Genomic DNA, 26,318 nt, shown 5'->3' on the forward strand with positions numbered 1-26,318 from the left:
TTGACGAGCGCATGGAGTGGATGGGAAGGAAATAAAGCAATCCCCGTAGGAGCCAGTACGGTTTTTACGGGGGATTTTCATAAGCATTTCGTAAGCAAATTGAAGCATCAAACTTGCTTGCGAGTATTCAGAATAGAACGGGTTTTTCTCAAATGGGAATGCGCATAAAAGCCGTAAAGCCGTTGAAATTAAAAGAAAAACCGCCAAACCATTACGGTTCGGCGGCATTACTTTTTTGGTGGAGCATTGCATTTAACATACAAACTCTTACAATCCAGGGGTTCGCATGTTAAATGCTGTGCGAACCACGTCAATTCTGGATATCATCCTGTTTTAACATCGGGATTCGAACTATCATCACATAAAAAATATAGATTATAGGAAGTTGATACTTAACATAGTAAATCAATGAATTCTAACACAAATATGATATAAGCTAACCTTTCTACCAGAACGACTGTGATAGGTTTTTATTATTCTTAATTCTGAATATCCATTTTCATCATCAATGCTTGTGTCTGATGAAAGCAACGGTGCAGGATAGCTATAATTCACCACATGCGCAGAATATTTTTTCCAAAACAAATCGAAGTCCGCAGTTTTGACGTAGGATAGGCATACATTGAATTTATTTCCTGAAGTATCATATGAAAAAATCTTATCCAAATGTTTGTTGATATACCTTGTGCTCAAAGAATCAAGATTCATTGCTTCAATAACAGTAAACGGCAGTCCGTCTTTTGACACAAATAAATCTAGTTCACCGGAATCTTTCCCCGATGAAGAACTTCCGCGTCTAGTTTGATCTTTTACCGTATAGCCGATAGCTCCCAGTATATCACCGATGTAATCGTTACGGTCATCTTCATTTGCGTTAGAATAATGCCTTCTTGCTTGTAAATTAAGACAAGCCAAAACTAGATTTTTTACAAAAGCTTCTTCCGAACCGAAGTCTTTTGTAAAATTCATGGAAAGAGCTTTGTCACTATTTTTCAACTTTATTGCAAATACATTTTTACCACTAATATCTATGTTTTCGTATTCCACTTCAAGTTCAAAGGATATAAGTCTTAATGCAGTCGCAATGGGTTCTTTAGCTCTGTCTTTAGTTGTGGGACTTAACCCATCAACCACGTAGTTGTTGATGAGCTTAGATACGCCCATCACGATATACCCATATTCTTCGGAGTTATCTAATGAACGCAACATAAGCAAAGCCAATTCATAGGGCTTTAACTCCATACCTACACCAACTAAGTTCTTAAATGTTGTTGTACTTAATAATTTGCCAATTATATTTTTATCTATCACTATCCTTCAAACTCCTTAATGGAATTTTATTTACCCCTGTCAATTTTAATATTCTGCCAAATGTAATTTTTTTAGGGATTGGGTCAATTCCGTTCTCCACCCATAGCTCACAGTCTTTATCGAAATCTAGAAGATCTATTTCGGTATCATAGTACAAGATTATTTGGCCAAAATCTGAAGGTCTGGCAATAATGTAAATTTCTTGTCCTAATTTACGAACTCTAAAAATCGTACTTGCTATAAGCTGAAGATTGTCTTTGTCAAACTCGTAATCATCGTGCGCATCCAAAAAGTTGACGATGTTAATTCTTGAGCGATTTAGAATGTTCTTAACATAACTAAATAGCTCAACACTATTTGTGGAATGATGAATTTGGGCAGAGCCAAAGACATTTTTTGATAGTGCCTTGTGAAGCTCCTCTTCTGATGATATGCCCCACTGAGCAAGCATTTCTTTTGAAATGCTAATAGTTTCGCCCTCAGATGAATTTACAGCTGGATGCGATGCAAGGATAATTGCCAATTGATTTATATCAGCTACATTATACTTTTTTAAAACTTCATCATACTGTTCTGACTTTGCCATGCTTTCAGCAATTTCTTCATCGTCATAGAACCAATGAAGGTTTTCTATAAGCTCTTTGAAACACTTGCTCACTTTACTATCCTTGCGGTTATTCCTAATCCAGGTACAAGTATTTCTAAATGTTTCACGCACCTCAGAATTCTGCTTGCTTATGGATTTATTATTGTTGCGAACATATGCAGTAATTGCAGGAGCTACAGATTCAAGTGATATAGTTCGGCTCGGAGGCAAATCAAGCGTAATGCCCCTAAACAACATTTTTTGTCTTATATCATTTTCTGAGTACATCGCCGCGTCTTTTAAAATTTCATTAACACTGCCATCGTCAGCAAAAATTTCGCTCTTGCGCATAAAAGCTCCATTTTGATTAGGTAATACAGAGTATTTGTCAAGCAAGTTGTCGTCCTCGCATATGCTTAAATGTTTTACCAATTTTGAAACCCATTCAGCTACTTCTTCGTCATTTTGAAAGTCATATCGCTCAAGAACACTGTTAATAGAAATACAGTAACTTAAATCCATACAAATCTTATCTCTCCAAAACCTCAATGCGTCGGAGAGCAATTTTTCATTGTAATAAGGTACTCTACTGTATTGATTAAAGCAATCTGGATACAGGCGTTGAGCTATGTCAACAAATTCATTTTGCTTTTCATTTTTCCCTGCACGAATGTTGATGATAGATTTATAAAATTCAAGTTTTGTTTCTTGGTTAATTTGGGCATGAATAAGCTCGTAAAAAACATTTTTTAAGTTAAGTTCTTGCAACCCTTGCAGATATTCTCTTGAAATCCTATTGTCAAGCAATCTTTCTCTAAAATTAATACCTGCAATTAAGGCTATATCCTTGTATGTTTCACCGATATTATTTTCAGCATATATTTTGTCCCAAGGTAAGAAATCTCCATATTGGTTAGGCAGAATGGATGGATTGCGTCCTAAGTCAGCAATGAACTTACTTGAATTATGATACAAAAGAATAATTAAGTCGTTAAGCCATTTTATCGAATCACCGCCTAACCTATTACTCAGGGTCACTAAATCACCGCATCCCTCAACCTCTTTAATTAGGTCGATGATCCCAAAATTGCGACACTCCGCCCACAATGAGTTGTGCCAATGTTCGATTTCATCTTTTCGAGTCATCATTGCGGGCATCAATCTATTTGACAACTCCCAGACTTTTCTTCTAAATTCAGGCGTTTCATCTTTCATAATGAAAACAGTGGGGGTTTCCCAGTCATCATAAAGAGAACAGATATCCTCCAAACTATTATGGATGAATGTTGTTGTTCTTATATGTTCTTTGATGGGCTGAATAAGCGTTTGTTCAACCCATTCTGTATCAAGCCAATATTTTTCGGGTTGTTCAGAAATTCTAACAATATTATAGAGGTCTTTATAACCTTTCCTTGCAAAATAGTCAAGCATGGTGTTATATAAGGCTATTGCTTCTGTAATTCTGTTTCTATTTTCATGAGAATCTCCACCTTCGCGTCCCGGTTGAACTAAAGGGATGCCATCACGCGGCTCGGTTGGATTAAACAGTGGGCTGTTGATTACTATGGGAAATGAAAAATCATTCGTTCCTAACAAGGGGAAATCACAAAAAATATGCGGCAAATCATCATGAAGTTTAAGTAAGTGTTTATCATTACCTATTGTTATTATTTCTGAAGCTATCGAAACCAAATCATTTGAAACCACAAATACATATTTATCCGCGATAGTTGTTTCTCCATTCTTAGTCGTGGATACATGTACGTGAGTGACCATTGCTGATTCAAGTTCTACAGCTACTTTTTCCCCTCTCTTGATTATTCTTTGAAAATTGTCCGTATTTACGGTTATTGAATTTAACTCTTGAACAAATGCAAACACATACGGAATTGAAACAAGAAGATTTTTTAAGCCGGAAATGGCTGTTCTAATCCCAATTTCATCTAGCTCGTATATGAACTTAGTGTTCATTTGAGTTTCATCCACATAACACTCTGTCCCATTGTCAAGCATATCACAACTATTACTTATAGCTTTCATGATTGATGCTTTGTCTTGGCCTGTCCTATCTAATAATGTTTGGAAAGAACGAGGTTTTTCGCCGTCGTCATGCAAGTAACCATGAATTTGTACTTTCTCAGAGAGTAAATGCGTCGTTAAAAAACCAGTACCAAATTTACCAGTTGATTTCTTTTTATTTTCGGCAGTCAAAGACCGCTCCTTCGATGAAACTTGCTCAATCAAAAATACAATGTTCTCAGTTGTGAACAGTCGCCCATTGTGACAAAATTCAATGGTCTTATTGAATTCACTAAACTTTATTTCAATATCTACTAATCTACTTGAGTTTACAACATCTTTGGCATTTTGAATCAACTCCCATATCCATCTGTAAGATGTGTCTGGGCTATTGCTATCTTTAAGCGCTTTGAGTTTGTCAATGATTTTGGAGGCAGACTGTGCTTCGCTTGCACCCTTGCGTAGTATCTCGATTTTCTCCCGGAACGTCATAAACTCTCCTCCTAAAGTAGAAATTTGTATTACTCCAAATATAAATACCAATAATATAGTGTATAACGGGATCAAGCAGATAGATATTCTCTTGTTCAAAATAAACATCAATGTTCCGGCTGCGAAGCTCTCGTAAACGCCGGACGTTGCCGAATATTCCGGCCTGTTGCTGTATCTGAAAACACCCTGTCATTTTCTTCAAAGGTATAGGCCTCAATTTTATCTGTATAGTATTAAAGCTGCGTTTCAAGGCTTAATTCCTGGGTTTCTTTGAGGCTGCTAACCCTGCAATAGGCCGCAATCCGAAGAGGTTTATCCATAATCAAATTGTATTGCGTGATGGTAATATGAGTAATAGTTCTATGATTCATAGGCTTCATCGCTCTCTTTGTTAATAGTATACCATATTTTGATTTATTTGAATATATTTCCTGTTAAAACGACAGCGTCATTTTTATTTCTTGAACCGGGCACTTTGCACGCTCATTTTTCATTTGCTGCGCCGTTTCAAAATCTTGAACTGAAATGATTGCCTCATGGTGGTGTGTAATCAATACCCGCTTGAGCTCTCCTTCGTTTTTAAGTTGCGTACCGCAAATGCTTATCGTCTTTTGCAGCAAAACAGAGCCTGTATATTTTTCGTTTGAGAGCAATTTAAAAATTGCTTCACGATTCCATTTTGCTTTTCCGGTAGGGGAAATCACTCCTTGTTTTTCAAGACTGGCAGCGATTTTACCCAAGCTGTCTCCTGCAAGATACCACCCGAACATCAAGCGGACAACTTCCGCCTCAGCCTGATTGACGGTGAGGTCGCCATTGGGCGAGATATCGTAACCATAGCACCTACGGTTCGCCATCTTGCAGTCTGTACTTTGAAAGGATTTGCGCAAGCCTTCTGTAATCACATTTGATTTATCTATATGATTCGTCATATTCCATATCCTCACTTTCTTAATTAGGGTACGAAAAAAGCACCATAGCTTTGATAGCCATCGTGCTCATATAATTATTATATTCTACTTTCGTGTGGGTTCAAAGGTAGCGTCAAGAGTTATGCGCAAATTAGTTTGCAGGCTCTGGGAAAATAAAGTCATCCGGCAATGGAAGCGTCCTCAGTCGCCGCCTCCAGATGCTTCATATTCAGATACTTCTTGTTGCCCCACTGCGTGCCGGCCACGTGCCGCAGTCTGGCACAAACCAGCATGAGTGCCGAATTCCCGTCAGGGAAGCAGCCCACCACGCGGGTACGTCTGCGAATTTCTCGGTTCAGCCGTTCAATCACGTTATTGGTACGGATGCGCGTCCAGTGCTCCGAGGGAAACTCCGCATAGGTCAGTGTTTCTTCTATGCCGTCCTCAATCTTTTTGGCGGCTTCCTTCAGCTTCATTGCCTGAAGCTCAGATACCACCGCTTTTGCCTTTTCTCGGGCGGCCTTTTTGCTCTCTTGTGCATGGATTGCCTTGAGCATTTTTGCCACCAGTTTTACCCTGGAGCGCGGAACGACAGAGAATACATTGCGGTAGAAGTGGACGGTACAGCGCTGGTATTTGGCCTGCGGAAATACTTCTCCGACGGCTTCCAGCATGCCCATGCACTTGTCTCCCACGATGAGCTTTACGCCGTCTAAGGGATAGAAAATCCCGGCCTATACCTCACAGTCTATTTAGGCGATATGGAGTTATCCGAAGCTATGGGTACGGGGGTCACAAGAGGCCGTATTACCGAGGCCGACACCACCGACGAGCAGGGAAAGCACCAAAAGAAAGCAATTATTAAGGGTGCGCGGCTGCGCTTGTATCCTCCCGGCTTTAACCTGTACCGGGCAAGCCGGGGAGTAAAAAGGCCGGAGATATGGCAGACCACCGAGGCCGAAGCACAAGAGGCCATAAACGGTGCGCCGCTCACCTATGAAAAGACTATCGCAATCACCGACGAGGCCGGGGAAGTCAAAAATATCATCAACTATCGGCAGTATAACATTGCCTCAAAGGAGGGAGGCCCTATTGGCACAGGAGCAACAGAAACCACATGACATTGAGTTGCCGCAGTCCATTATAGAATCCTTTGCCAGGTTTCTCGTGCCAGAGATACGGAAATTCTACGACAGCGTAGAAGGGCAGCGTGAGTTTGGCGAATGGCAAAAGGAACAAGAGAATAAATAAAAACATGTCAGCCAAGCAAATGTTTGGCTGACATGTTTTTATTTAGATAATTACGTATAGTTGATGCCTTAATTTCCATCGTCAATGTGTTCTTTCAGTTTTAAAGTATTCCTTCTGTTGAGTATTGTGTATTTAAATGTAAATGTTCCAACCACTAGGATAATCTGCTTCCTGATCAAAATGAGGAATGATATTATGGTTAGCTGACGTAGTTTTGCTGTGTCAGCTATTGTGACTTATTGTCTGTAGACTTATTGTCAACATTTCGAGATAATTTGATTAAAAATGAGTTGAGGTAATGACATGACGCTAATCCATATTTTTGCAACAAATGTCAAGCAATTTCGGATGGGCAAAAAATTATCACAGGAGCAGTTGGCTGAACTAGCTGGTCTCCACAGAACTTATATTAGTGCAGTGGAACGAGAACGAAGAAATATTTCAATCGAAAACATTGAACGAATTGCCACGGCACTTAACATTGATCCTTATTTACTTTTATTGCCTACAGATAATAATTAGAAAGAGGTCTATTATGGGTGTTTCTGTTGCTGAATACTTAGGACAACGGACTGATGTTGCGACTCCTAATATAATTCCTGTTAATGTAAAATCTCCGTGCCCGTTTTCATCTGGTAATAACTGTATGAAAACGGGCGGTGGTAAAAATCCTATTTGCAGTGTGAGAAAAGAAGATGGTACATACTGGATTGTGTGCGAGAACAGGTTGTGCACAACAAAAAAGGACATTCCATTGTGCTCCCATCAACAGACCATCCTTTTAGATATTGCACAGCATGTTTTTTCACCAACCATTACAGCAGATCAAGTCTTAGTTAAACGTGAAGAGCAATTACACGTATCTGACACAACCAAATACAAGGCAGACTACATTATGACTATAAATAATGGGCAGAGTCCATTTCCCGGCCCTGACCGAGTCATTCTTGAGATGCAGGGCGGTGGAGAAACCAGCGGAACAGAGAAACTTACCGAGATTGTGAAAGAGTGGAAAACTAGTTTAGCTCCAACTAATGCACGTTTATGTGGACCTTCTGGTGCGTCGCCCCTTGAAACAAACGCTTGGCGCAGACAACAAGAACAGTTTATTGTCAAAGGGAATATCGCCATGTTAACTTGGAAAGGTTATGGTATTGCGTTTTGTGTTGGAACATTGCTTTATGATTACTTAAGCAGAAAAATTGATTTTAGACAGCTTCCTGATTTACATGCTCATAATTGGACGCTTGCACTAATTGGAATTAAAGAGGATACATCACGACCCCCTACACCCGGTCCGGTTCCGCTTGTTGTTGATGATACACGGTTACTCTATACGAATTACCAGACATTCGTACATGCACTGATTAACCAAGGATTACCTTCTCCTGATGCCTTCACTGGCGATTATATCGATCTTAACAACCATCCGTATGTTATCTAAATAAAGGGCAGTAGCAAACATTTGCTACTGCCCTTTATTTAGTAAAATTCAGGATAGTACTTCTTATCTATTTCTACAATGCGTGATCCAATCCAACGAATCACAGGTACACATACTGCATTTCCTACTGCTCGGTATCGGTTTCCGTCCAATCCTTTGGAAATCCCTGTAGACGTTCGCACTCTGAAGGGAGCATCCGTCTTACATACAGCATCCGAGCTTCCTCTGGAGTCGAGAGTATAAGTTTCTCCATCGTTTCGGTAACCTTTCCCTTGCGGCCCTGCACTTGCTCTTCGACCAATACCTGCATGTTGGATAGAAAAGATATTTGACTCTGATATGCTGTCATCATTGCCGGTGGCAGTGAAGTTCCTCGTTCTGTTGCTCGAGCTATCAGCGACTGGATTTGTTCCACATTCAAAAAGTACTTCAGCGGCGCCGATGGTTCCAAGACTTGCGACAATGTATGTTCTTCGACGACGCTGAGATGTTCCAAAGAATTTTGCATCCAATACTCGCCACGCCACACCATACCCGAGTTCATCCAACGTTGAGAGGACGACACTAAAGTCTCCACCTTGGGCGCTGTTAAGAAGCCCGGGAACATTCTCAATAAAAACCCAGCGAGGCTTTTTTTCTTTGATGAGTTCCGAGTATTTGTAGAAGAGGCCACTTCTTGTTCCCTCCAATCCCTTTCTCTTTCCTTGGTTTGCAAGTGACAAATCCTGGCAGGGGAAACCACCCGCAAACAAATCGACTTCTGGAATATCTACTCCAGTAACCTTTGTAATATCGGATGCAAGCGGAGTGCCTGGCCAGTGCTTTTTCAAAACAGATTGCCCAAAAGTCAAAATCTCGCACTGAAAAGCAATATTCATTCCTGCTTGTTCTAGGCCTAAATCGATACCACCAATGCCGCTAAAAAAAGAAGCAACCTTCACCTATGTATTACCTCCACTATGACGTTCTTGCTCTTCCTTAATTACTTTGGAAGCCTCCATAAGTGCAGTCCGGCGAACGAACTCACTGTATGACGAATAGGCCTGGAGTTTTGCAGCGGTTTTTAACTTTTCAAGTTCTTCTTCGCTAACTCGGACACTCATTGAAATTGTTTTGTTCATTGAGATCCCTCCATATTTGGCTATTTTACAATTAATGTGCTACGTTGTCAATACTATCGGCCACAAAAAGGATTTTGTTGACTGCATTTGGAATCGCACACACATTTTCATGTTGATCAACCCTAATTTTTCAGCGAAATATCCCAACTTTTTTTATGCTTCTCTTATAGCATTGGGTGTGAGTGCTACACACCCAATGCTATAAGAGAAGCATAAAGCGCACAAAAAGAACGATTAAGGCCATTAAACCTCGATCGTTCTTTTTAACCTTATATCCACACCGTAACGGCAAAGCCGCCTTTGAAAAAGTAGGTGTTCGTGTAAGGTTCATTTGGTGGAGCATTGCATTTAACATACGAACTCTTACAATCCAGGGGTTCGTATGTTAAATGCTGTGGTGGAGGTGGGGGGAGTTGAACCCCCGTCCGAAAACACTTTAACGAGACGTTCTCCGGGCGCAGACGGTTATTTTGGGAGTCTTTCTCTCCCTGTTCCCCTCTCCGCCGGCAAGCCGTCACGCCGGTGGGTCAGGTGAGCTTCATAATTTATGGCACGCGCAAAGCTTTGCGTACGCACATTTACCGCTAAACGACGCCCTTCCCGGCTCGCGGTCCTTCCGGGTCGGACGGCTGCCTAATTAGGCAGCGTAAGCAACAGTATTATTGTTGTTTAATTTATAATTTGCCCGTTTTTCGGATGACAGGCGCATCCGCCCGCTGGTCCCGCCTCCATATCCCCGTCGAAACCGGTACACCCCCATATATTGCCGCGCTCTGTGCCCTGCCCGCCGCTCCACCACGGCGGCAAAAGACAATGGCGCAAAACTCTTGCGGACAGTTAAAATGGGTGCTTGGATCTGAATGCGAAATCTTCTTTTGAAATTATAACATACTCCCACCCGGAAGTATGTTACAATTTCATGAAATTTATGTCTTTGTCAGCTTTGCCATCAATTTCATCGGGGTCAGCTTCGCTGCCAGCCGGTAAAACTTATAAAACGCCGTGGGGGTATAGATGCTTCTGCGGCGTTTTGCCGCCAGCAGCGCACCGTGGGCCACCCGGACCTGATCGCAGTAGGGGAGCAGCTCAAACATTTTCGAGTTGCCGGTGATTCCGCCCGTGTCACAAAACTCTGTGGCCATGGGGCCGGGACACACAGCGGTGACGGAGATGCCTTTTCCCCGCAGCTCCTCGCCCAGCCCCATGGTGAAGTGGGAGACAAACGCCTTGGTAGAGGAGTAGACCGTCATCCGGGCATTGGGGCAGAAGGCTGCGATAGAGGACACGTTCAGGATTTTTCCGCCCCGGGGAACATAGGGGAGCGTCAGGCTGGTGACGGCGGTGAGCGCCCGCAGGTTCAGATCGATCATGCGGGTTTGGAGCACCGTGTCCGTCTCGCCCAAATTGCCCCAATAGCCCACGCCCGCGTTGTTCACCAGCAAAAGAACCTCTGGCCGCTCGGACAAAAGCTTTTCCTGAAGCACGGTGAAGCTCATGGGGTCGCACAAATCCAGCCCCAGACACAGCGCCGGGCGGGGCAGAGACTTTGCCAGCTCCTCCAGCCGGTCGCGCCGTCGGGCGATGAGCCAGAGCTGCTCTACTTCAGGATATTCGGAAATGAGCTGGCGGGTAAATTCCCGGCCCAGCCCCGAGGACGCGCCGGTGACGATGGCGATTTTCATAAAACGCGCTCCCTTTCCTTGAAAATCAGGCAGCCGCCGCGCTTAGCGCTCGGCCTTTTTCTCCGGCGCGGGGTATTCCACGCCTTGCGTGTCCACGCGGATGGAGGCAATCACTTCCGGCGTATTGGGCTTGTCGTTGAAATCCACCTTCACCTTGGAAATGCGCACGGCCTCGTCTGCGCCCTCGGTCACCTTGCCAAAGGCGGCATACTGCCCATCCAGATGGGGCGCGTCGTCCACCATGACGAAAAACTGGCTGCCCGCGGTGTTGGGAGCCATGGTCCGCGCCATGGACAAAACGCCCAGCGTGTGAACCACATCGTTTTGGGCAAAGCCGTTGCCGGAGAACTCGCCCGCGATGGAATAGCCCGGTCCGCCGGTGCCGGTTCCCTGGGGGCAGCCGCCCTGAATCATAAAGCCGGGAATGCAGCGGTGGAAAATCAGCTTGTCGTAATAGCCGGAGTTGGCCAGTGCGATGAAGTTATTCACTGTGTTGGGGGCCTTGTCGGGGTACAGCTCGGCCTTCATCACCGCGCCGTTTTCCATGGTGATGGTGGCAATGGGGTTTTTCATCTCAGACATATCAAAGATTCCTTTCTTCCTTCGGGTTTTTCAATTGTGTATCGTGTGCCGTTTGGAGCAATTGCTTCCACGCCGATGCTCAGCGGTTCCGCTCCTTCATGTGGCGGTCCATCTCCCGTTCTGCGTCCCGCTTGGCAATGGTTTCCCGCTTGTCGTAGTTCTTCTTGCCGCGGCAGGCGCCGATTTCAAGCTTCACTCTCGCGTCCTTAAAATAGACGGACAGCGGAATCAGGGTGTATCCGTCCTGCTTCACAAGGGCCTGAAGCTTTCGGATTTCACTTTTGTGCATCAAAAGCTTTCGGACCCGTTCGGGATTACGATTAAAAATGTTGCCCTTTTCGTAGGGGGAGATGTGCATGCCGTTGACAAACAGCTCGCCGTCCTGAATGGAGCACCACGCGTCCTTCAGATTCAGCGTTCCGGCCCGGATGGACTTCACCTCCGTGCCGAACAGCTCAATGCCCGCCTCGAATTTCTCCTCCACGAAGTAATCGTGGTACGCCTTGCGGTTCTGGGCCGCGATCTTGATTCCCTTCTTCTCCGTGGAAAGCGCCTCCCTTCGGGTTCCGTTCTGTAAGATGATGGTAGTTTAGCATAATCCTGCCCAATCTTCAAGTAAAAGAAACGTTGTCATCCCCTTGGTTATTTGCTATAATGGCGTTAAAATGGCGTAGGGCCAAAATAAAGAAGCGAAGGTGCCTTTAAAATGGTTGAAAATCTGGAAGAAACGTTCCTTTCGCGGCAGGATGTATTTTCAGGGAAGCTACTGAACGTTCATGTGGATCAGGTGCGCCTGCCCGACGGGAAGACCGCTTCCCGGGAGGTGGCGGATCACTGCCCGTGCGTCGCCGTTGTGGCGCTGGACGGGGGAAACAATGTTCTGACAGTGATCCAATACCGCTATGCGTTCGGGAAGACCCTGCTGGAGATTCCGGCGGGGAAGTTGGAGGAGGGCGAGGAACCGGCTGTGGGCGCTCTGCGGGAGCTGAGAGAGGAAACCGGCGCGGTGCCGGATGAGCTTTTGCCCATGGGAAAAATTCTTCCGTCCCCGGGCTGTTTGGGGGAGGAGCTGTATCTCTTTCTGGCCCGCGGCCTTACAATGGGGGAGGCCCGGCCCGACGAGGACGAGTTTCTCCGGCTGGAGCGCATTCCCATGGAGGAGTTGGCGCACCGCTGCCTTCGGGGCGAAATTGAGGACGGGAAAACCGTTGCCGCCATTTTGAAGGCCAAGCTTTTACTGAACCTTTGACAAGCTGAGAGAGGAGACTCCATGGAACCGAAAAAGACAGTATTGATCGTGGAGGACGAGAAAAATATCGTGGACATCGTCTGCTTTAACCTTCAGCGGGAGGGTTATGCGACTTTGGAGGCATACGACGGGGAGGACGGGCTGGAAAAAGCCCAGACCGAGAAGCCGGATTTGATCCTTCTGGACGTGATGCTGCCCAAGATGAACGGCTTTGACGTGTGCCGCGCCCTGCGGGAGAGCCGCAACAACGTGCCCGTTGTGATTCTCACCGCTCGGGAGGAGGAGACGGACAAGGTTCTGGGCCTTGAAATCGGGGCGGACGACTATATCACAAAGCCTTTTTCCATGCGGGAGCTGATTGCCCGCGTGGGCGCGAATATCCGAAGGCTCGGCATGGCAGCCCCCCTTGCGGCTTCCGCCGCTGAGGCGGCCATGACCGTGGCGGGCGATCTTGCCGTCAATACAGACAGCCATCAGGTGTTCCGCAGCGGGGAGGTCATCGAGCTGACCCAGCGGGAATACGAGCTTTTGACCTTCTTGGCAAGCCACCCCAACAAGGTTTACGCCCGCATTGATTTGATGGAGCAGGTGTGGAACTACGGCTACGTGGGTGACGATGCCCGAACTGTGGACGTGACCGTCCGCCGGCTGCGGGAGAAAATCGAAATGGACCCGGCAAACCCCCGCTACATTCTTACCCGGCGCGGGGCGGGCTACTATTTCGCAACATAAAAAGCGGGAAATGGTCCCTGAAGCAGACGGGGAACCGCCCGGGGCGGGGGCCCTGGATTTCCGGAGGGAAGAGAGGCGCCAGCCGTGTTCAAAAGTCTCCACATGAAGCTGATGCTGATTATGCTGCTGCTCATTACCTCGCTGATGGCCACGGTGGGCGCGTTTCTCACCACCAACGTCGCCAGCTTCTACATCGACGGGTTTTTTGAGCAGATGAACGATATGTTCGGCTCCACATCGGAGGCGGACGGCGTTGCCGCGGCCAAAAATGCCAGCTTTATGGCAGACCTTCTCGCCGCCGCCGATGCGCCGGAGGGCGCGGCCCAGATGCAGAAGATTCTGGAGGCCAACGCCGGAAGCCTTGGCATCGACTATCGCTCACGGAACTATTACGTTTTGGACGGAGCTTCCGGTGCGGTGCTGGCGGAGTCGGGAGAGAGCGGAGGGGTTCTCGCGTCCACGCCAAACTTGATTAAGGCCCTCAACGGCGATGTGGGGGACCGCAGCGATCTGACCGAAGACTACATGGATGTGGCCATTCCCATTTCTGGGGAGGAAGGACGCTACATCATCTATATACTGGACAACCGGGACACCGTGTCCAGTCTCAACAGCCAGCTTTTCACCATCATCATGCAGGCGCTGGTGATCGGACTTTTGATTTCCGTGCTGTTCAGCTATCTTCTCAGCAAAACCCTTGTGGGTCCCATCGAGAAGGTGACGGAGGGAGCGGAGCGGCTGGCGGGGGGAGACTTTGGCAACAAGCTGCCGGTGGAATCTCCAGACGAAATCGGCATTCTTACGGGGACCTTCAACCACATGGCAGACGTGCTTCAAGACAGTCTGAACGCCGTGGAAAACGAGCGGAACAAGCTGGACACCCTGTTCCTCCACATGACCGACGGCGTGGCCGCCTTTGACCACGACGGGAAACTGATCCACTGCAATCCCGCCGCCACGGTGCTTTTGCAGCGCTCCGTTCCAAAGGAAGCGGTTTATGACGAGCTGTTCGGTTCTGTTTATCCGCTGGAGCAGATACTGGCCCTCCAGCGGCCCAACTATGCCGACACGGAGATGGTGGTGGGGGAGAAGACGCTGGAGGCGTATTTCGCCCCGTTTTCCGATCGGGCGAGCGGCGGTGTGCTGGTGGTTTTGCACGATGAGACGGAGCACCACCGCAGCGAGGAACGGCGCAAGGAGTTTGTTGCCAACGTCTCTCATGAGCTGCGCACCCCTCTCACCAATGTGAGAAGCTATGCCGAAACTCTGCGGGACAGCGGGGGAGACATTCCACGGGACACCGCAGACAATTTTCTGGATATTATCATCAACGAGACGGACCGCATGACCCATATCGTGCAGGATCTGCTGACGCTTTCCCGGCTGGACGCGGGGAACACGGAGATGAGCTGCGCCCGGTTCGACTTTGGAAGCGCCATCGCCAGCGTGGTCCGGGCCAACGCGCTGGAGGCACAGCACCATGGCCATGCGCTGAAGCTGGAGCTGGCCCAGACCCTGCCCATTATCGAGGGGGACCGCCAGCGGCTGGAGCAGGTGATGATGAACATTTTAGGCAACGCCATTAAATACACGCCCGACGGCGGGCGCATTCTGGTCACTGCCGGAACCACCGAGGGGCATGTGTGGATGGAGGTGGCTGACAATGGCATTGGCATCCCGGAAAAAGACCGGGAACACGTTTTCGAGCGGTTTTACCGGGTGGACAAGGCACGCTCGCGGGAGTCCGGCGGAACGGGTCTGGGCCTGTCCATCGCAAAGGAGATTGTGGAGCGGCATCAGGGCACCATCCGGCTGACCCGTCACGAGGGGCCGGGCACCACGGTCCGGCTGACGCTGCCTCTTCGCCAGACGCGGTGGGAGGCATGACGCAAAGAGACAAGAAGGAGGGCGGGCATGGACCCAAGAGCGAAAAAGCGGCGGAACCGTCTGCAAAATATCGCCATCGCCCTGTTGAGCGTCTCCGCCGTGGCGCTGTTTGTCCAGACGCAGCTATTTAATCTCCGGGGCGACGGAGGCTATCTCTCCGGACTGCTTTCCTCCGGCTCGGTTCAAAAAAGCCAGAGCGTTTCGGGGCTGACGGATCTTGAGCTGCCCGCGCGGGTGGCTGTTACGGGAGCCTATGGCCGCTGGGGAGGACTGGCCCTGACCACCGGGGACGAGGACTTTTTAAAACCGGGGAATCTTTTGATGGAGGCGCTGGGCTCCGCCGGGACGATGAAAAAGTGCGGCGTGGAGGATTTTCGCGCCGCGCTGCAAATGGGGACGGACGCCGGCGGCTCCGTCTATTATGACTTTGGCGGGGCGCTGCCCCTGTCCATTTTGGCAGGAGTGGTGGGCGCACGGTGGAACGGGGGGGAAATCTCTGCCCGCCGGGTGCTGGTACAGGTGAATGAAGACGCGGTGCGCCTGTTCGCATGGGATGGGGAAAGCGTCTGCTTTGTCTGCACCACGGCCATTTCTGCCGAAAGCGTGAGGGAGCTGGTGAGAGGATATTCTCTTGGAAGCGCTTGGTTTGCCTTTGACCGACCGGAAAGCGACGGGCATGTGGCTGACTTTTCTCTTTTTTCCGATCAGCTTGATCCTCCTGTAAACCTTGCCGTCTCCGCCGAAATTACGGATTCTGACGCGGTGCTGGAGGCCCTGTCCTTCAATCCCCACACCAACTCCCGGTATCCGGAGCCCTCCGGTGCGGAGGTGGTGGTGGAGGGAGACCGAAACCTTCGTATTCACCCCGATGGAGAGATTTCTTATCAGGGGAGCAGCGGGTCGCTGCGCATCACTTCCGAGGAAGAGGTTCCCACGGAGACGGAAACAGTGGTGGGGGTTTTTCAGCTTCTGAGCGGGCTGCTGCCTGAGCAGAACAGTGGAGCATTATTTTTGCAGGAGTATACCGCAGGCGAGGATTCCGTCACGCTGCGCTTTGGCTATCAGTACGCGGGACTTCCCATCCGCTTCTCGGACGGGGGAGTTGCCGCGGAGGTGACGCTGGAGGGAGCGTCGATCGTCCGGCTGACTCTGCGGGTGCGGCAATACACCCCCGCCGAAAGCAGAGAAAGCCTGCTGCCGCTGGCGCAGGCGCTGTCCATTGCCCGGGCCTGGCCGGGACGAGAGCTTGCCGTCCGTTATGTGGACGGGGGGAGCACCGTCACCGCCCAGTGGCTGGCAGAGTAAGAAACAAGGAGAGGGGCGGAGAAAATGGAGACGCATCGCCTGAAAAGTATCATTATTCTCACGCTTTTGCTGATGAACGTGTTTCTTCTGGGAACGCTGGGAATACGTCAGGCGCAGCAGGCCGCCGCTCGGCGGCAAGCCACGGAGGAGCTGGTGAAGCTCTTTGCCGCTGAGGGTGTGACCCTCAGTGAAGCCGCCGTCACCTTTGACCCGCCCCCTCCGGCGTTGACGCTGGAGCGGGACGCCGGGGCGGAGAAGACCGCCGCCGCCGTTTTCTTGGGAGATGAGCTGACCGCCGCCGACGAGGGCGGCGGCATTTTGACCTATACCTCCGCGCTGGGCCGAGCGGTTTTCCGCGCCTCCGGCGCGTTTGAAATTGTGGGAGAGCTGGGGAAGACCCCTGCTGATTTGGTTCGCCGCTTTTGCCGCAGCTATGAATGCGAGGCGCCCGACGAGTGGCTTGACGCGTCCGGCAGCGGGTCCGTCACCGTGAACCGGCTGTGCAGGGGCTATCCAGTAGAGGGCTGTACCGTCACGTTTTTGTCGGAAAATAATGTTTTGCGCTCCGTCAGCGGCACGTTTTTGCCGCTGCACTCCACGGCGGTGCAGGGAGAGAACTTGCTGACCGCTTCCACTGCCCTCACCGCGTTTTTGGAGGCACGGCGGACTTCCGGCGCGGTGGTCAGCGCCGTCAAGGAACTGTCACCCTGTTACGAGCTGCAAAATACCGCCTCCGCCCTGACGCTGACGCCCCTGTGGCTCGTGGACACAGACGCGGTGGATTACTATGTGAACTGCGTCACCGGCGCGGTGGATCACGCGTGAAAAAGGGAAGAAAAAGGTCCCTTTTATCGAAACAGAAGGCCGTTCAAAGGGCTTAAAAGTTTTGATTGTGTTTCTTGAAATGTGTGGTAAAATGTGTTATGGTAACTGTGCGCACGGCGCACCGCGCCCGCCTGCAGCCGCTTTGCGGCCCGATGGAGAAACCCGCCGAGGCGGGCGGTGTGGACGTGAAAAAAATCAGCTTGTTTTGGACCCTGTTTTCGGTATGGAAGTCCCATCTGGGGGTACAATGAAGACAGACGGTCCGTTTTGACGTAAAAGAGAGGGTTTTGGGTTTGACAAAATATATCGTTCGGGGCGGCAAGCCCCTGTTTGGCGAGGTGGAAATCAGCGGCGCGAAAAACGCGGCTGTTGCCATTCTTCCCGCCGCGCTATTGGTGGAGGGAGTCTGCCGCATTGAAAATATCCCTCAGATCTCCGACGTGCATTTGTTTTACACCATTTTGGACGAGCTGGGCGCGTCTGTCCGCGCAATCAATCCCCACACCGTGGAGATTGATTGCACCCATATCCGTTCCACCCGCACCTCCTATGAGATGGCGCGGCGTATCCGCGCGTCCTATTACCTAATCGGCGCGCTGCTGGGCCGCTTTGCCCGGGCCGACGTGGCCATGCCCGGCGGGTGCAATTTCGGTGTGCGGCCCATCGACCAGCACATCAAGGGCTTTAAGGCGCTGGGGGCCGACGTGACGGTGGAGGGCGGCTTTATTCACGCCTCCTGCCGGGAACCCCGGCTTCACGGAGCTAACATTTATCTGGACGTGGTTTCCGTGGGCGCCACCATGAACATCATGATGGCATCCGTTCTCGCGGAGGGGAGCACTGTGATTGAAAACGCGGCGAAAGAGCCCCATATCGTGGATTTGGCCAACTTTTTAAACTCTATGGGGGCGAATGTCCGGGGTGCGGGCACCGACACCATTAAAATTCAGGGCGTTTCCCGTCTTCTGGGCGGAAGCTATGCCATTATCCCCGACCAGATTGAGGCGGGGACCTACATGGCGGCGGTTGCCGCCACCGGCGGACAGATTCTGGTGAAAAATATTATTCCCAAGCACATGGATTGTATTACCGCCAAGCTGCAGGAGTGCGGCGTGGAGGTGGAGGAACGGGAGGATACGCTGCTGGTCCGCCGCAGCGAGCCGCTGCACCAGACCAACGTGAAAACCATGCCGTATCCCGGCTTTCCCACGGATATGCAGCCCCAGATGACCACGGTGCTCTCGCTTGCCGAGGGCACATCGCTGGTGACGGAAAGCGTTTGGAACAACCGCTACCGCTATGTGGACGAGCTCAAGCGCATGGGCGCGTCTATTCAGGTGGACGACAAGACCGCGGTGGTTCAGGGCGTGGACTATCTCACAGGCGCGCCTATTCAAGCCTGCGACCTGCGGGCGGGCGCGGCGCTGGTCATCGCGGCGCTGGCTGCCAAGGGTGAGTCCGAAATCAGTCAGGTGCAGTATATCGAGCGGGGCTATGAGCGCATTGTTGATAAGCTCCGCAGTCTGGGGGCCGACATTCGCGTGGTGGAGGAGCCGGGAGAAAACGAGCAGTTGGAAGCCCACATCGGCTGATCTGCCCGGGCCAAAAGCACATGACGCATCAGTTGGTTTTTTGAGTTATTACCGCGTCCGCGATGGAGGTCGCCGACTTTCGTCGACACTCTCCATCACGGACGCATTTTTATCACCGGGCGGCCGCCGCCTGAATTCAAAACGCACGGGGGACTTTTTTTGACGATTTTACATACGCTTGCCAGCGGCTCTTCGGGAAACGCCGCCCTGCTGGAAAAGGACGGCGTTTGTCTTCTTTTGGACGCGGGCATTTCCTGCCGCCGGATTACCTCGGCGCTGCGGGAGCTGGGCCGGTCGCTGGAGGACTTGTCCGGCATTTTGATTACCCACACCCACGCAGATCATATCGCGGGACTGCAAACTCTTTTAAAGCGGTGGGACGGTCCGGTATACGCCAGCGAAGCGGCGGGGCGCGACCTGCGGCGGCGATTGGCGGGCATTGAAAACCGCCTGTCGCCCTTTGCCATGGGGGAGCGGTTCACCGTGGACGGCTGCGATGTAGACGCATTTCCCACCTCTCACGACGCTCCCGGCTCCGCCGGGTTTCGGGTGGGGGACTTCGGCTTGTTGACTGACACAGGCTTTGTCACCGACGAGGCCGCGGAGGTGCTTTGCGGCGTACCGCTGCTGATGCTGGAGGCCAATCACGACGTAGATATGCTGCGGGGCGGGGCGTATCCTTATTTCTTAAAGCGGCGGATTCTTGGCGATGAGGGTCATTTGAGCAATGAGGCGGCGGCCCGGTTTGCCGTCCGCTCGTGCCGGTCCGGGACGGAGGAGCTGGTTCTGGCGCACCTGAGTCGGGACAACAACACGCCGGAGACGGCTCTTTGCGCCGTGTCCGCCGCGCTGGCGGAGGCGGGGGAGGGCCCGGCGCTGTCCGTTGCGGAGCGGGAGTGCACAGGCCCCTGCCATCAGGTGACGGAGGGCGTATGCAAAAGGTGAGCGTTCTGTGCGTAGGCAAGCTGAAGGAGAAGTTCTACGCGGACGCGGCAGCGGAGTATTTGAAGCGCCTGTCGCGGTATTGCAAGGCGGAAATCGTGGAGCTTCAGGAAGTGCGGCTGAGCGAAGCGCCGTCTCCCGCCGAAATTGAGCGGGCGCTTCTTGAGGAAGCGGGCCGGGTGGAGGAACGGCTTCCCAAATCCGGTGCGCTGATTGCCCTGTGCATTGAGGGGAAAACGCTTTCCTCCCCGGCGTTTGCGGAAGCGCTGAGCAGCTTTGCCGTGTCCGGCGCGTCCCAGCTTACCTTTTTGATCGGCGGCAGCGTGGGACTGCATCAAAGCCTGAAAGACAGAGCGGACCTGCGCCTGTCCATGTCACCCATGACCTTCCCCCACCATCTGGCCCGGGTAATGCTGCTGGAGCAGATATACCGGGCGTATCAGATTCAAACGGGTGGACGGTATCATAAGTGAGTTAACTTTTAATCCTGATAAATTTTTGATTTTGCAGAAGGAGGGACCCAATGAAAGACGAGAACAACTGGGGTCTGCGCCAAAGCGACCTGCCGGAGGGCTGGCCCACAGGACCGGACGGAGAGCCGGAGCGGGCGGAGCTGCTGATTTCCGCCCAGTCGGAGCTGGGGGGCGGCGCGGATGTGCTGCTGTCCATGCTGAGTGGCTGCGGCATCCCTGCGTTTAAATCCGGCACGCTTGGCAAGGTGATTTTCGGCTTTGCAGGAAGGGGTGTGGACATCTACGTGCCCAAATCCCTGCTGGAGGACGCAAAGGCGATTCTGGACAATCCCGCCCAACCGGGCGGCGAAGAATAAGGAGGAAAATTCCATGGAGTTCATGCGGGAATATGAAAAGTGGCTGAACAGCCCCGCCTTGTCTCAGGCGGAAAAGGACGAGCTGTCCGCCCTGAAAAACGACACCAAGGAGATCGAAGCCCGGTTTTACGGCCCACTGGAGTTCGGCACCGCCGGACTGCGGGGGATTATGGCCGTGGGCCTGCACAATATGAACGTCCATGTCATCCGCCACGCAACTCAGGCCTTTGCCCAGGTGATTCTGGCGGAGGGAGGCGACGCGGCGAAGCGTGGCGTCGCCATCTGTATGGACTGCCGGGTGGGTTCTATGGACTTTGCCCGGGAAGCGGCGGGGGTCTGCGTGGCTAACGGCGTGGCTGTGCGGATTTTCGACGCGCTGCGTCCCACGCCGGAGCTGAGCTTTGCCGTGCGGGAATACGGCTGCATCGCGGGCATCAACGTCACTGCCAGCCACAATCCCAAGGAGTATAACGGCTACAAGGTCTATTGGGAGGACGGAGCCCAGCTCCCGCCCCACCACGCGGCGGCGGTTGCAAAGAAGATGGAGGAAATCGACATCTTCACCGGCGTGAAGGCGCTTGAGTGGGACGAGGCGCTGGACACCGGACTTGTCACCGTGATGGGGGAGGAGACAGACCGGCGGTTTATGGAAGAGGTCACCGCCATGATCAACGACCGGGAAACTGTCGCCAAGGTGGCGGACACCTTCAAGCTGGTATATACCCCGTTCCACGGCTGCGGCTATAAGCTGGTGCCAGAGGCACTGCGAGCGCTAGGGGTGAAGCACATTTTGTGCGAGCCGAAGCAGATGATGATTGACGGGACCTTCCCCACCGTGAAGTCCCCCAATCCGGAGAACCCGGAGGGGTTTTATCTGGCGGTGGATCTTGCCCGGGAAAACGACGTGGATTTCATCGTGGGCACCGACCCGGACAGCGACCGGGTGGGTATTATGGTACGGGACAAGGACGGGGAGTACCGCCCCGTCACGGGGAACCAGACCGGCGTGCTGCTGCTGGACTATCTCATCGGCGCCATGCGCCGGGCGGGTCGGCTGCCGGAGCGGCCCGTGGCGCTGAAAACCATCGTCACCACGGAGATGGCGCGGAAGGTTGCGGAGTCCAACGGCGTGGAGTGCTTTGACACCTTCACCGGCTTCAAGTTTATGGCGGAGAAGAAGAACGCGCTGGAAGCGGCGGGAGATGGGAAGGTTATCTTTTCCTACGAGGAATCCTACGGCTATATGCTGGGCGATTACGTCCGGGATAAGGACGCGGTGACGGCCTCCATGCTGCTGACGGAGATGGCTGCGTGGTATGCCGCGCAGGGGATGACGCTGTTTGACGCGCTGGAGAATCTCTATGAAAAGTATGGTCAGTATGGAGAGAAGACCTATAATCTGGTGATGCCGGGGCTGGACGGACTGAAGGACATGGCGGAACTGATGCGGGGTCTGCGGGAAAATCCGCCTGCCGCCATCGGCGGTGTAAAGGTTTCGGTACGCAAGGATTATGCCGACGGTTCCGTGGTGGACTGCGCGACCGGGATAAAGACCGCCATGGAGCTGTCCGGGTCCAACGTGCTCCGCTTTGAGCTGGCAGACGGCACCGCGATTTTGGTGCGCCCCTCCGGCACGGAGCCAAAAATTAAGGTCTACATCCTGACCCAAGGAGCCGACCGGGCCGCGTGCGACGCGAATATCGAAAAGTACGGCGCATGGGCCGCCGGGCTTCAAAAGTAATGGCAGGCGGGGAGAAAATAGGCGTCAGGCTGCGGCTGTACGCCTCCGAGTGTCCCCGAAACGACTTTTATCTGGAGCGGGTGGAGCAGATGGCCCGGGAACTGGGCCTTATATGCACCGTGGAGAAAATCATGGATGAGGCGGACATCGCCGCCCGGGGATTTGAAAGCGTGTGCCAGCCATCCTACTGCCCCGGCTGTCGGGCCAACCACATGTCGCTTGCTGACCCGAACGGACTGTATCTCCCGGTTCTCACAGGGAACGAAAAGCCCCTGTTTTGGAACGTTCCCCCGTCTGACGAGGAACTTCGCGCCGCGCTGGAACAATTTCTGTAAAGCTGAAAAGCCGGGACCTGCCAATACGGCAGGTCCCGGCTTTTTATATGGAAAGGCTTGTGGAATTGCGATTTCCACATAGAATCAATTCAAAAAGTCCTTCAGCTTTTTGCTGCGGCTGGGGTGACGCAGCTTGCGCAGGGCCTTGGCCTCGATTTGGCGGATGCGCTCGCGGGTGACGTTGAACTCCTTGCCAACCTCTTCCAAGGTTCTGGCACGGCCGTCTTCAATGCCGAAGCGCAGCTTCAAAACCTGCTCTTCCCGGGGAGTCAGGGTGGAGAGCACATCCATCAATTGCTCCCGCAGAAGCTTATAGGACGCGGCCTCGGACGGTTCCGAAGCGCCCTCGTCGGGGATGAAGTCACCAAGGTGGCTGTCCTCCTCCTCACCGATGGGGGTTTCCAGAGACACCGGCTCCTGCGCGATTTTCAAAATCTCGCGGATGCGGTCCACGGCCCGCTTCTTCTCATCCTCCCGGACCTTTTCCCACGCGGCGGGACCGCCGTTCATCTCAATGGCGATTTCCTGAGGGCTGGGGTCATGGCCCAGCTCCTGCAAAAGCTGGCGGCTCACTCGGATGACTTTGTTGATGGTTTCCACCATATGCACCGGAATGCGGATGGTGCGGGCCTGATCCGCGATGGCGCGGGTGATGGCCTGACGAATCCACCACGTTGCATAGGTGGAGAACTTGAAGCCCTTGGTGCAGTCAAACTTTTCAACGGCTTTGATCAGGCCCAGATTGCCTTCCTGAATCAAATCCAGAAACAGCATGCCCCGGCCCACGTACCGCTTGGCAATGGATACCACGAGACGGAGGTTTGCCTCCGCCAGCTTTTGCTTTGCAAGCTCGCCGCTGCGGAAAACCTTTTTAACGGCGGCCTCCTCTTCCTTGGAAAGAGAGGGCTCCTCACCTGCCTCTTTCTGGCGGGTTAACTCCTTGAGCTTTTCCTCCGCCTCTGCGCCGGCGGCCATGCGCTGGGCCAAGTCCACCTCCTCGTCGGGGGTCAGCAGGGGGACCTTTCCGATTTCCTTCAGATACATCCGCACGGGGTCGTCGATGGCAAAGTTCCCAACCAAGGTGTTGGGGTCCACCAGCTCCTCTTCCTCCACGTCCGCAATCTCTTCGGCGGCGGGGCCGTCGTCGGGCAGCTCGGGGAGAATGTCCTCGTCGGTGCTGATATCGATGTTCAGCGCCTCCAGAGAATCATAAAGCTGATCCATCTGGTCGCCTTCGAGATTCAGGGTGTCCAGCGACTCTGCCAGCTCGCCGGAGTCCAGCTTGCCCTTTTTCTGGGCCCTATATAAAAGCTCACGCAGCTTTTCGTTGCCTGAGAGCCATGCGGAGGCAGGCAGAGACGCCACCTGCCTGTCGTCCAGACGGAGGATGCCGGCCTTTTTGGCCTCCTCGTCGGTCATGATGGGAGCGGTGTCCTGACCGGACTTACCGCTGGCTGCCGCCGTTCTATCCGCCCCGTTTGCCGTTCCGGCCTTCAGCAGGGCGTTGGCCTCCTGCTCCAGCCGCTCCTCAGGGGTGGGTTCTTTCTTCTTAGACATGTCGCTTTCCTCCGTCGCTTTTTTTCTGATCTTTGAGTTCTTCCATTTTGGCCAGTAGCGGGTCCGCTGCGCCCGCGCCTGCTCTCTTTTCCGCCTCTCGGCGGACAATTGATATGTAATCGGCAAGAGCCTGCCGCCCGTTTGCGGCGGACTCCGGCTTTTGACACAGATTTGTAATGTGGCTCATCTCCTCGCCGGACAGCTCTCCCGCCAGAAACGAAAGCTTGGGAGCGCTGCACTGCTCCCGCTGCCGCCACAAAAGAGAGAAGACCCTGCCAAGCAGCGGTGAGGAAAATTCCTCCTCCCGCAGGGGCGGCGATTCCGCAAACAAGCTGTCGTCCAGCAGCAAAAGCCGCAAAATGCCCTCTTCCGCCATGGCGGAGCGGAGGTTTGTATAGCGCAGGTCCCGTCCCTTGGGCTGAAGCTCCGCCGCCGGGTTCAGGTCCCGGCGCTCCCGTGCCCGCCGCTCCTTGCCCATCCGGCGCTTGAAGGCCCGCTGAACCTCCAGCTTCATGGCCTCCGGCGTAAGCTTCGCGGCCTCCGCCGCCCGAACGGTGTAAATGTCCCGCTCCACGGGGCTTTCAAGACCCGCCAAAAGCTGGCTGACCTCCTCGGCGTAGGCAAGGCGCTGGCGGTCGTCCGTCAAGTCGTATTTTCCGGAAATCTGAGCCAGACGGAACTCCACGCCGTTTTCGCTGCCGGTGAGCAGCCGCTCAAACGCATCGGGGCCAAAGGCCTTGATAAAATCGTCCGCGTCCTGCTTGCCCATGGAGCCGTCCTCCATCCGCTTGTTTGGAAGCCGGAGAACCCGGACAGAAAACTCCGAGTTGTTCAGAATCTGCAAGGCCCGCTCCGTGGCAACTTTTCCGGCGTTATCGTTGTCATAGCACAAAACGATTTCCTTGGTGTACCGGCTCAGAAGCCGGGTCTGCTCCTGCGTCAGCGCCGTGCCCATGGAGGCCACGGCGTTGTCAAACCCGGCCTGATGGAGCGTTACCACGTCGATGTTGCCCTCGCACAGAATGATGTTGGGCCGCTTGGACTTTTTCGCCAGATTCAAAGCGTACAGCTCCCGGCGTTTGCTGTAAACCGGGGTTTCCGAGGAGTTCATATACTTTGGCTCCGAGTGGTCCAGAACGCGCCCGCCAAAGGCCACCACATCCCCCCGCACGTTGATGACGGGGAACATCAGTCGGTTTCTGAATTTGTCGTAAAGTCCGCCGTTCTTGTTCTGCACCGCAAGGCCCGCGCCCAAAAGCTCCGACTTGGTGTAACCCTGACGGGTCATGGCGGTGATGAGCGCGTCCCAACGGTCAAGTGACGCGCCAAGGCCGAAACGGACCGCCGTGGCCTGTCCGATCTGCCGTCGGTCCAGATAGTCCCGCATGGCGCGGCTCTCCGGGTCCTGAAGCTGCTGATAGTAAAACCGGGCCGCGTCGCGGTTCAAATCCAGAAGGCGCCGTCGCTTCTGCTCTGCCTCCCGGTCCCCCGTCTCCTCCGGAACCTCCAGCCCGGCCCGCCGGGCAAGGAACCGCACCGCGTCCGGAAAGGGGAGACTTTCTTCCTCCATAATAAAGTTGATGACGCCGCCGCCCCGTTTGCAGCCGAAGCAGTAGTAAATCTGCTTGTCCGGGGAGACGGAGAAGGAGCCGGTTTTCTCGCTGTGAAACGGGCAGAGGCCGAAGTAGTTCGCGCCTCGTCTTGTAAGCTGGACATAGCTGCCCACCACATCCACAATGTCGCTGCGGGCCGTCAGCTCGTCCAGAAAGTTTTGCGGAAACGGCAACGAACATCCCTCCCTCCCGGTGAGTTTTACCGGAATTGTCCCGGGTCATACCCAGACAATCAGTTCAAGTCACTCTATTTATACCCCATTGGGCTGAAATTTCCTCTTTTTTTGCGAATTTTCAGAAAACTTTTCTCTC

General features: G+C 52.5%; 24 protein-coding genes, 1 other RNA gene and 1 pseudogene. 14 read left to right on the forward strand and 12 right to left on the reverse strand.

What is annotated here, in order from left to right:
• Nucleotides 1–405: 405 nt before the first annotated feature.
• From RTU96_RS03765 to RTU96_RS03780, 4 genes and pseudogenes are all read right to left on the reverse strand, one after another.
• Nucleotides 406–1,311: an RNA-binding domain-containing protein gene (locus tag RTU96_RS03765; RefSeq protein ID WP_312635043.1), complete on the reverse strand. Its 906-nt coding sequence runs from the start codon at nucleotides 1,309–1,311 to the stop codon at nucleotides 406–408.
• Complete coding sequence (locus RTU96_RS03770) at nucleotides 1,301–4,408, reverse strand: sacsin N-terminal ATP-binding-like domain-containing protein (RefSeq protein WP_312635045.1); 3,108 nt, start codon at nucleotides 4,406–4,408, stop codon at nucleotides 1,301–1,303. The genes RTU96_RS03765 and RTU96_RS03770 overlap by 11 nt, the downstream gene beginning before the upstream one ends.
• Nucleotides 4,409–4,842: 434 nt before the next feature.
• Entirely contained in the window at nucleotides 4,843–5,340 is a 498-nt protein-coding gene (locus RTU96_RS03775) for a recombinase family protein (RefSeq protein ID WP_312635047.1), read from the reverse strand.
• Between the two features lie 158 nt (nucleotides 5,341–5,498).
• Nucleotides 5,499–6,035 (reverse strand): annotated as a pseudogene (locus RTU96_RS03780) (transposase); the annotation flags it as partial.
• A gap of 45 nt (nucleotides 6,036–6,080) precedes the next feature.
• On the opposite strand from RTU96_RS03780, the gene RTU96_RS03785 reads away from it, so the two are divergent.
• From RTU96_RS03785 to RTU96_RS03795, 3 genes are all read left to right on the forward strand, one after another.
• A complete protein-coding gene (locus tag RTU96_RS03785) occupies nucleotides 6,081–6,440 on the forward strand; it encodes a hypothetical protein (RefSeq protein WP_312635048.1) in 360 nt (119 codons plus the stop codon).
• Between the two features lie 433 nt (nucleotides 6,441–6,873).
• Complete coding sequence (locus tag RTU96_RS03790; protein WP_312635049.1) at nucleotides 6,874–7,092, forward strand: helix-turn-helix transcriptional regulator; 219 nt, start codon at nucleotides 6,874–6,876, stop codon at nucleotides 7,090–7,092.
• Between the two features lie 13 nt (nucleotides 7,093–7,105).
• Entirely contained in the window at nucleotides 7,106–8,014 is a 909-nt protein-coding gene (locus RTU96_RS03795; protein ID WP_312635050.1) for a restriction endonuclease, read from the forward strand.
• A gap of 38 nt (nucleotides 8,015–8,052) precedes the next feature.
• On the opposite strand, the gene RTU96_RS03800 is transcribed toward RTU96_RS03795, so the two are convergent.
• The 6 genes from RTU96_RS03800 to smpB all read right to left on the reverse strand — a co-directional run bounded on the left by RTU96_RS03800 (nucleotide 8,053) and on the right by smpB (nucleotide 11,883).
• Entirely contained in the window at nucleotides 8,053–8,955 is a 903-nt protein-coding gene (locus RTU96_RS03800; RefSeq protein WP_312635051.1) for a DNA (cytosine-5-)-methyltransferase, read from the reverse strand.
• Nucleotides 8,956–9,135 (reverse strand): plasmid mobilization protein, encoded by a 180-nt coding sequence (locus RTU96_RS03805; protein ID WP_312635052.1) that lies wholly within the window; start codon nucleotides 9,133–9,135, stop codon nucleotides 8,956–8,958.
• 395 nt (nucleotides 9,136–9,530) lie between these two features.
• Nucleotides 9,531–9,893, reverse strand: a transfer-messenger RNA (tmRNA) gene (gene ssrA / locus RTU96_RS03810).
• 168 nt (nucleotides 9,894–10,061) lie between these two features.
• Nucleotides 10,062–10,817, reverse strand: coding sequence for an SDR family NAD(P)-dependent oxidoreductase (locus RTU96_RS03815; protein WP_312635053.1), 756 nt, complete (start codon nucleotides 10,815–10,817; stop codon nucleotides 10,062–10,064).
• Between the two features lie 42 nt (nucleotides 10,818–10,859).
• Entirely contained in the window at nucleotides 10,860–11,390 is a 531-nt protein-coding gene (locus RTU96_RS03820; protein WP_312635134.1) for a peptidylprolyl isomerase, read from the reverse strand.
• A gap of 88 nt (nucleotides 11,391–11,478) precedes the next feature.
• Nucleotides 11,479–11,883 (reverse strand): SsrA-binding protein SmpB, encoded by a 405-nt coding sequence (smpB, locus tag RTU96_RS03825; protein ID WP_293008446.1) that lies wholly within the window; start codon nucleotides 11,881–11,883, stop codon nucleotides 11,479–11,481.
• Between the two features lie 222 nt (nucleotides 11,884–12,105).
• Here smpB and RTU96_RS03830 point away from each other — a divergent pair, with 222 nt between their 5' ends.
• From RTU96_RS03830 to RTU96_RS03880, 11 genes are all read left to right on the forward strand, one after another.
• On the forward strand, nucleotides 12,106–12,648 hold the full coding sequence (locus RTU96_RS03830; RefSeq protein ID WP_312635054.1) for an NUDIX hydrolase: 543 nt from the start codon (nucleotides 12,106–12,108) through the stop codon (nucleotides 12,646–12,648).
• A gap of 21 nt (nucleotides 12,649–12,669) precedes the next feature.
• Nucleotides 12,670–13,380 carry a response regulator gene (locus RTU96_RS03835; protein ID WP_312635056.1) on the forward strand — a complete coding sequence of 237 codons (711 nt, stop codon included), beginning with the start codon at nucleotides 12,670–12,672 and terminating at the stop codon, nucleotides 13,378–13,380.
• A 102-nt stretch (nucleotides 13,381–13,482) separates the two neighbouring features.
• The gene (locus RTU96_RS03840) at nucleotides 13,483–15,267 is read left to right on the forward strand and encodes an ATP-binding protein (protein ID WP_312635057.1); all 1,785 of its coding nucleotides are present in this window, start codon (nucleotides 13,483–13,485) and stop codon (nucleotides 15,265–15,267) included.
• Nucleotides 15,268–15,294: 27 nt separating this feature from the next.
• Nucleotides 15,295–16,572: a hypothetical protein gene (locus RTU96_RS03845; RefSeq protein ID WP_312635059.1), complete on the forward strand. Its 1,278-nt coding sequence runs from the start codon at nucleotides 15,295–15,297 to the stop codon at nucleotides 16,570–16,572.
• A gap of 24 nt (nucleotides 16,573–16,596) precedes the next feature.
• Complete coding sequence (locus tag RTU96_RS03850; RefSeq protein ID WP_312635061.1) at nucleotides 16,597–17,397, forward strand: hypothetical protein; 801 nt, start codon at nucleotides 16,597–16,599, stop codon at nucleotides 17,395–17,397.
• Nucleotides 17,398–17,690: 293 nt separating this feature from the next.
• Nucleotides 17,691–18,989, forward strand: a complete 1,299-nt coding sequence (locus RTU96_RS03855) for a UDP-N-acetylglucosamine 1-carboxyvinyltransferase (RefSeq protein ID WP_312635062.1) — start codon at nucleotides 17,691–17,693, stop codon at nucleotides 18,987–18,989.
• 159 nt (nucleotides 18,990–19,148) lie between these two features.
• A complete protein-coding gene (locus tag RTU96_RS03860) occupies nucleotides 19,149–19,934 on the forward strand; it encodes an MBL fold metallo-hydrolase (protein ID WP_312635063.1) in 786 nt (261 codons plus the stop codon).
• Nucleotides 19,922–20,404 carry a 23S rRNA (pseudouridine(1915)-N(3))-methyltransferase RlmH gene (gene rlmH / locus RTU96_RS03865; RefSeq protein ID WP_312635064.1) on the forward strand — a complete coding sequence of 161 codons (483 nt, stop codon included), beginning with the start codon at nucleotides 19,922–19,924 and terminating at the stop codon, nucleotides 20,402–20,404. The genes RTU96_RS03860 and rlmH overlap by 13 nt, the downstream gene beginning before the upstream one ends.
• Nucleotides 20,405–20,454: 50 nt before the next feature.
• The gene (locus RTU96_RS03870; protein WP_312635065.1) at nucleotides 20,455–20,760 is read left to right on the forward strand and encodes a hypothetical protein; all 306 of its coding nucleotides are present in this window, start codon (nucleotides 20,455–20,457) and stop codon (nucleotides 20,758–20,760) included.
• A 13-nt stretch (nucleotides 20,761–20,773) separates the two neighbouring features.
• Nucleotides 20,774–22,501 (forward strand): phospho-sugar mutase, encoded by a 1,728-nt coding sequence (locus tag RTU96_RS03875; protein ID WP_312635067.1) that lies wholly within the window; start codon nucleotides 20,774–20,776, stop codon nucleotides 22,499–22,501.
• Nucleotides 22,501–22,836: a hypothetical protein gene (locus tag RTU96_RS03880; protein WP_312635069.1), complete on the forward strand. Its 336-nt coding sequence runs from the start codon at nucleotides 22,501–22,503 to the stop codon at nucleotides 22,834–22,836. Before RTU96_RS03875 ends, RTU96_RS03880 begins: the two co-directional genes overlap by 1 nt.
• 84 nt (nucleotides 22,837–22,920) lie before the next feature.
• Here the strand turns inward: RTU96_RS03880 and rpoD are convergent, their stop codons facing one another.
• Both rpoD and dnaG read right to left on the reverse strand, forming a co-directional pair.
• Entirely contained in the window at nucleotides 22,921–24,255 is a 1,335-nt protein-coding gene (gene rpoD, locus RTU96_RS03885; RefSeq protein WP_397356402.1) for an RNA polymerase sigma factor RpoD, read from the reverse strand.
• Nucleotides 24,256–24,385: 130 nt separating this feature from the next.
• On the reverse strand, nucleotides 24,386–26,179 hold the full coding sequence (dnaG, locus tag RTU96_RS03890) for a DNA primase (RefSeq protein WP_312635073.1): 1,794 nt from the start codon (nucleotides 26,177–26,179) through the stop codon (nucleotides 24,386–24,388).
• Between the last annotated feature and the right edge of the window lie 139 nt (nucleotides 26,180–26,318).

Origin of the sequence: Oscillibacter sp. (genome assembly GCF_032018205.1) — a bacterium.
Lineage (GTDB): Bacteria > Bacillota > Clostridia > Oscillospirales > Oscillospiraceae > Oscillibacter.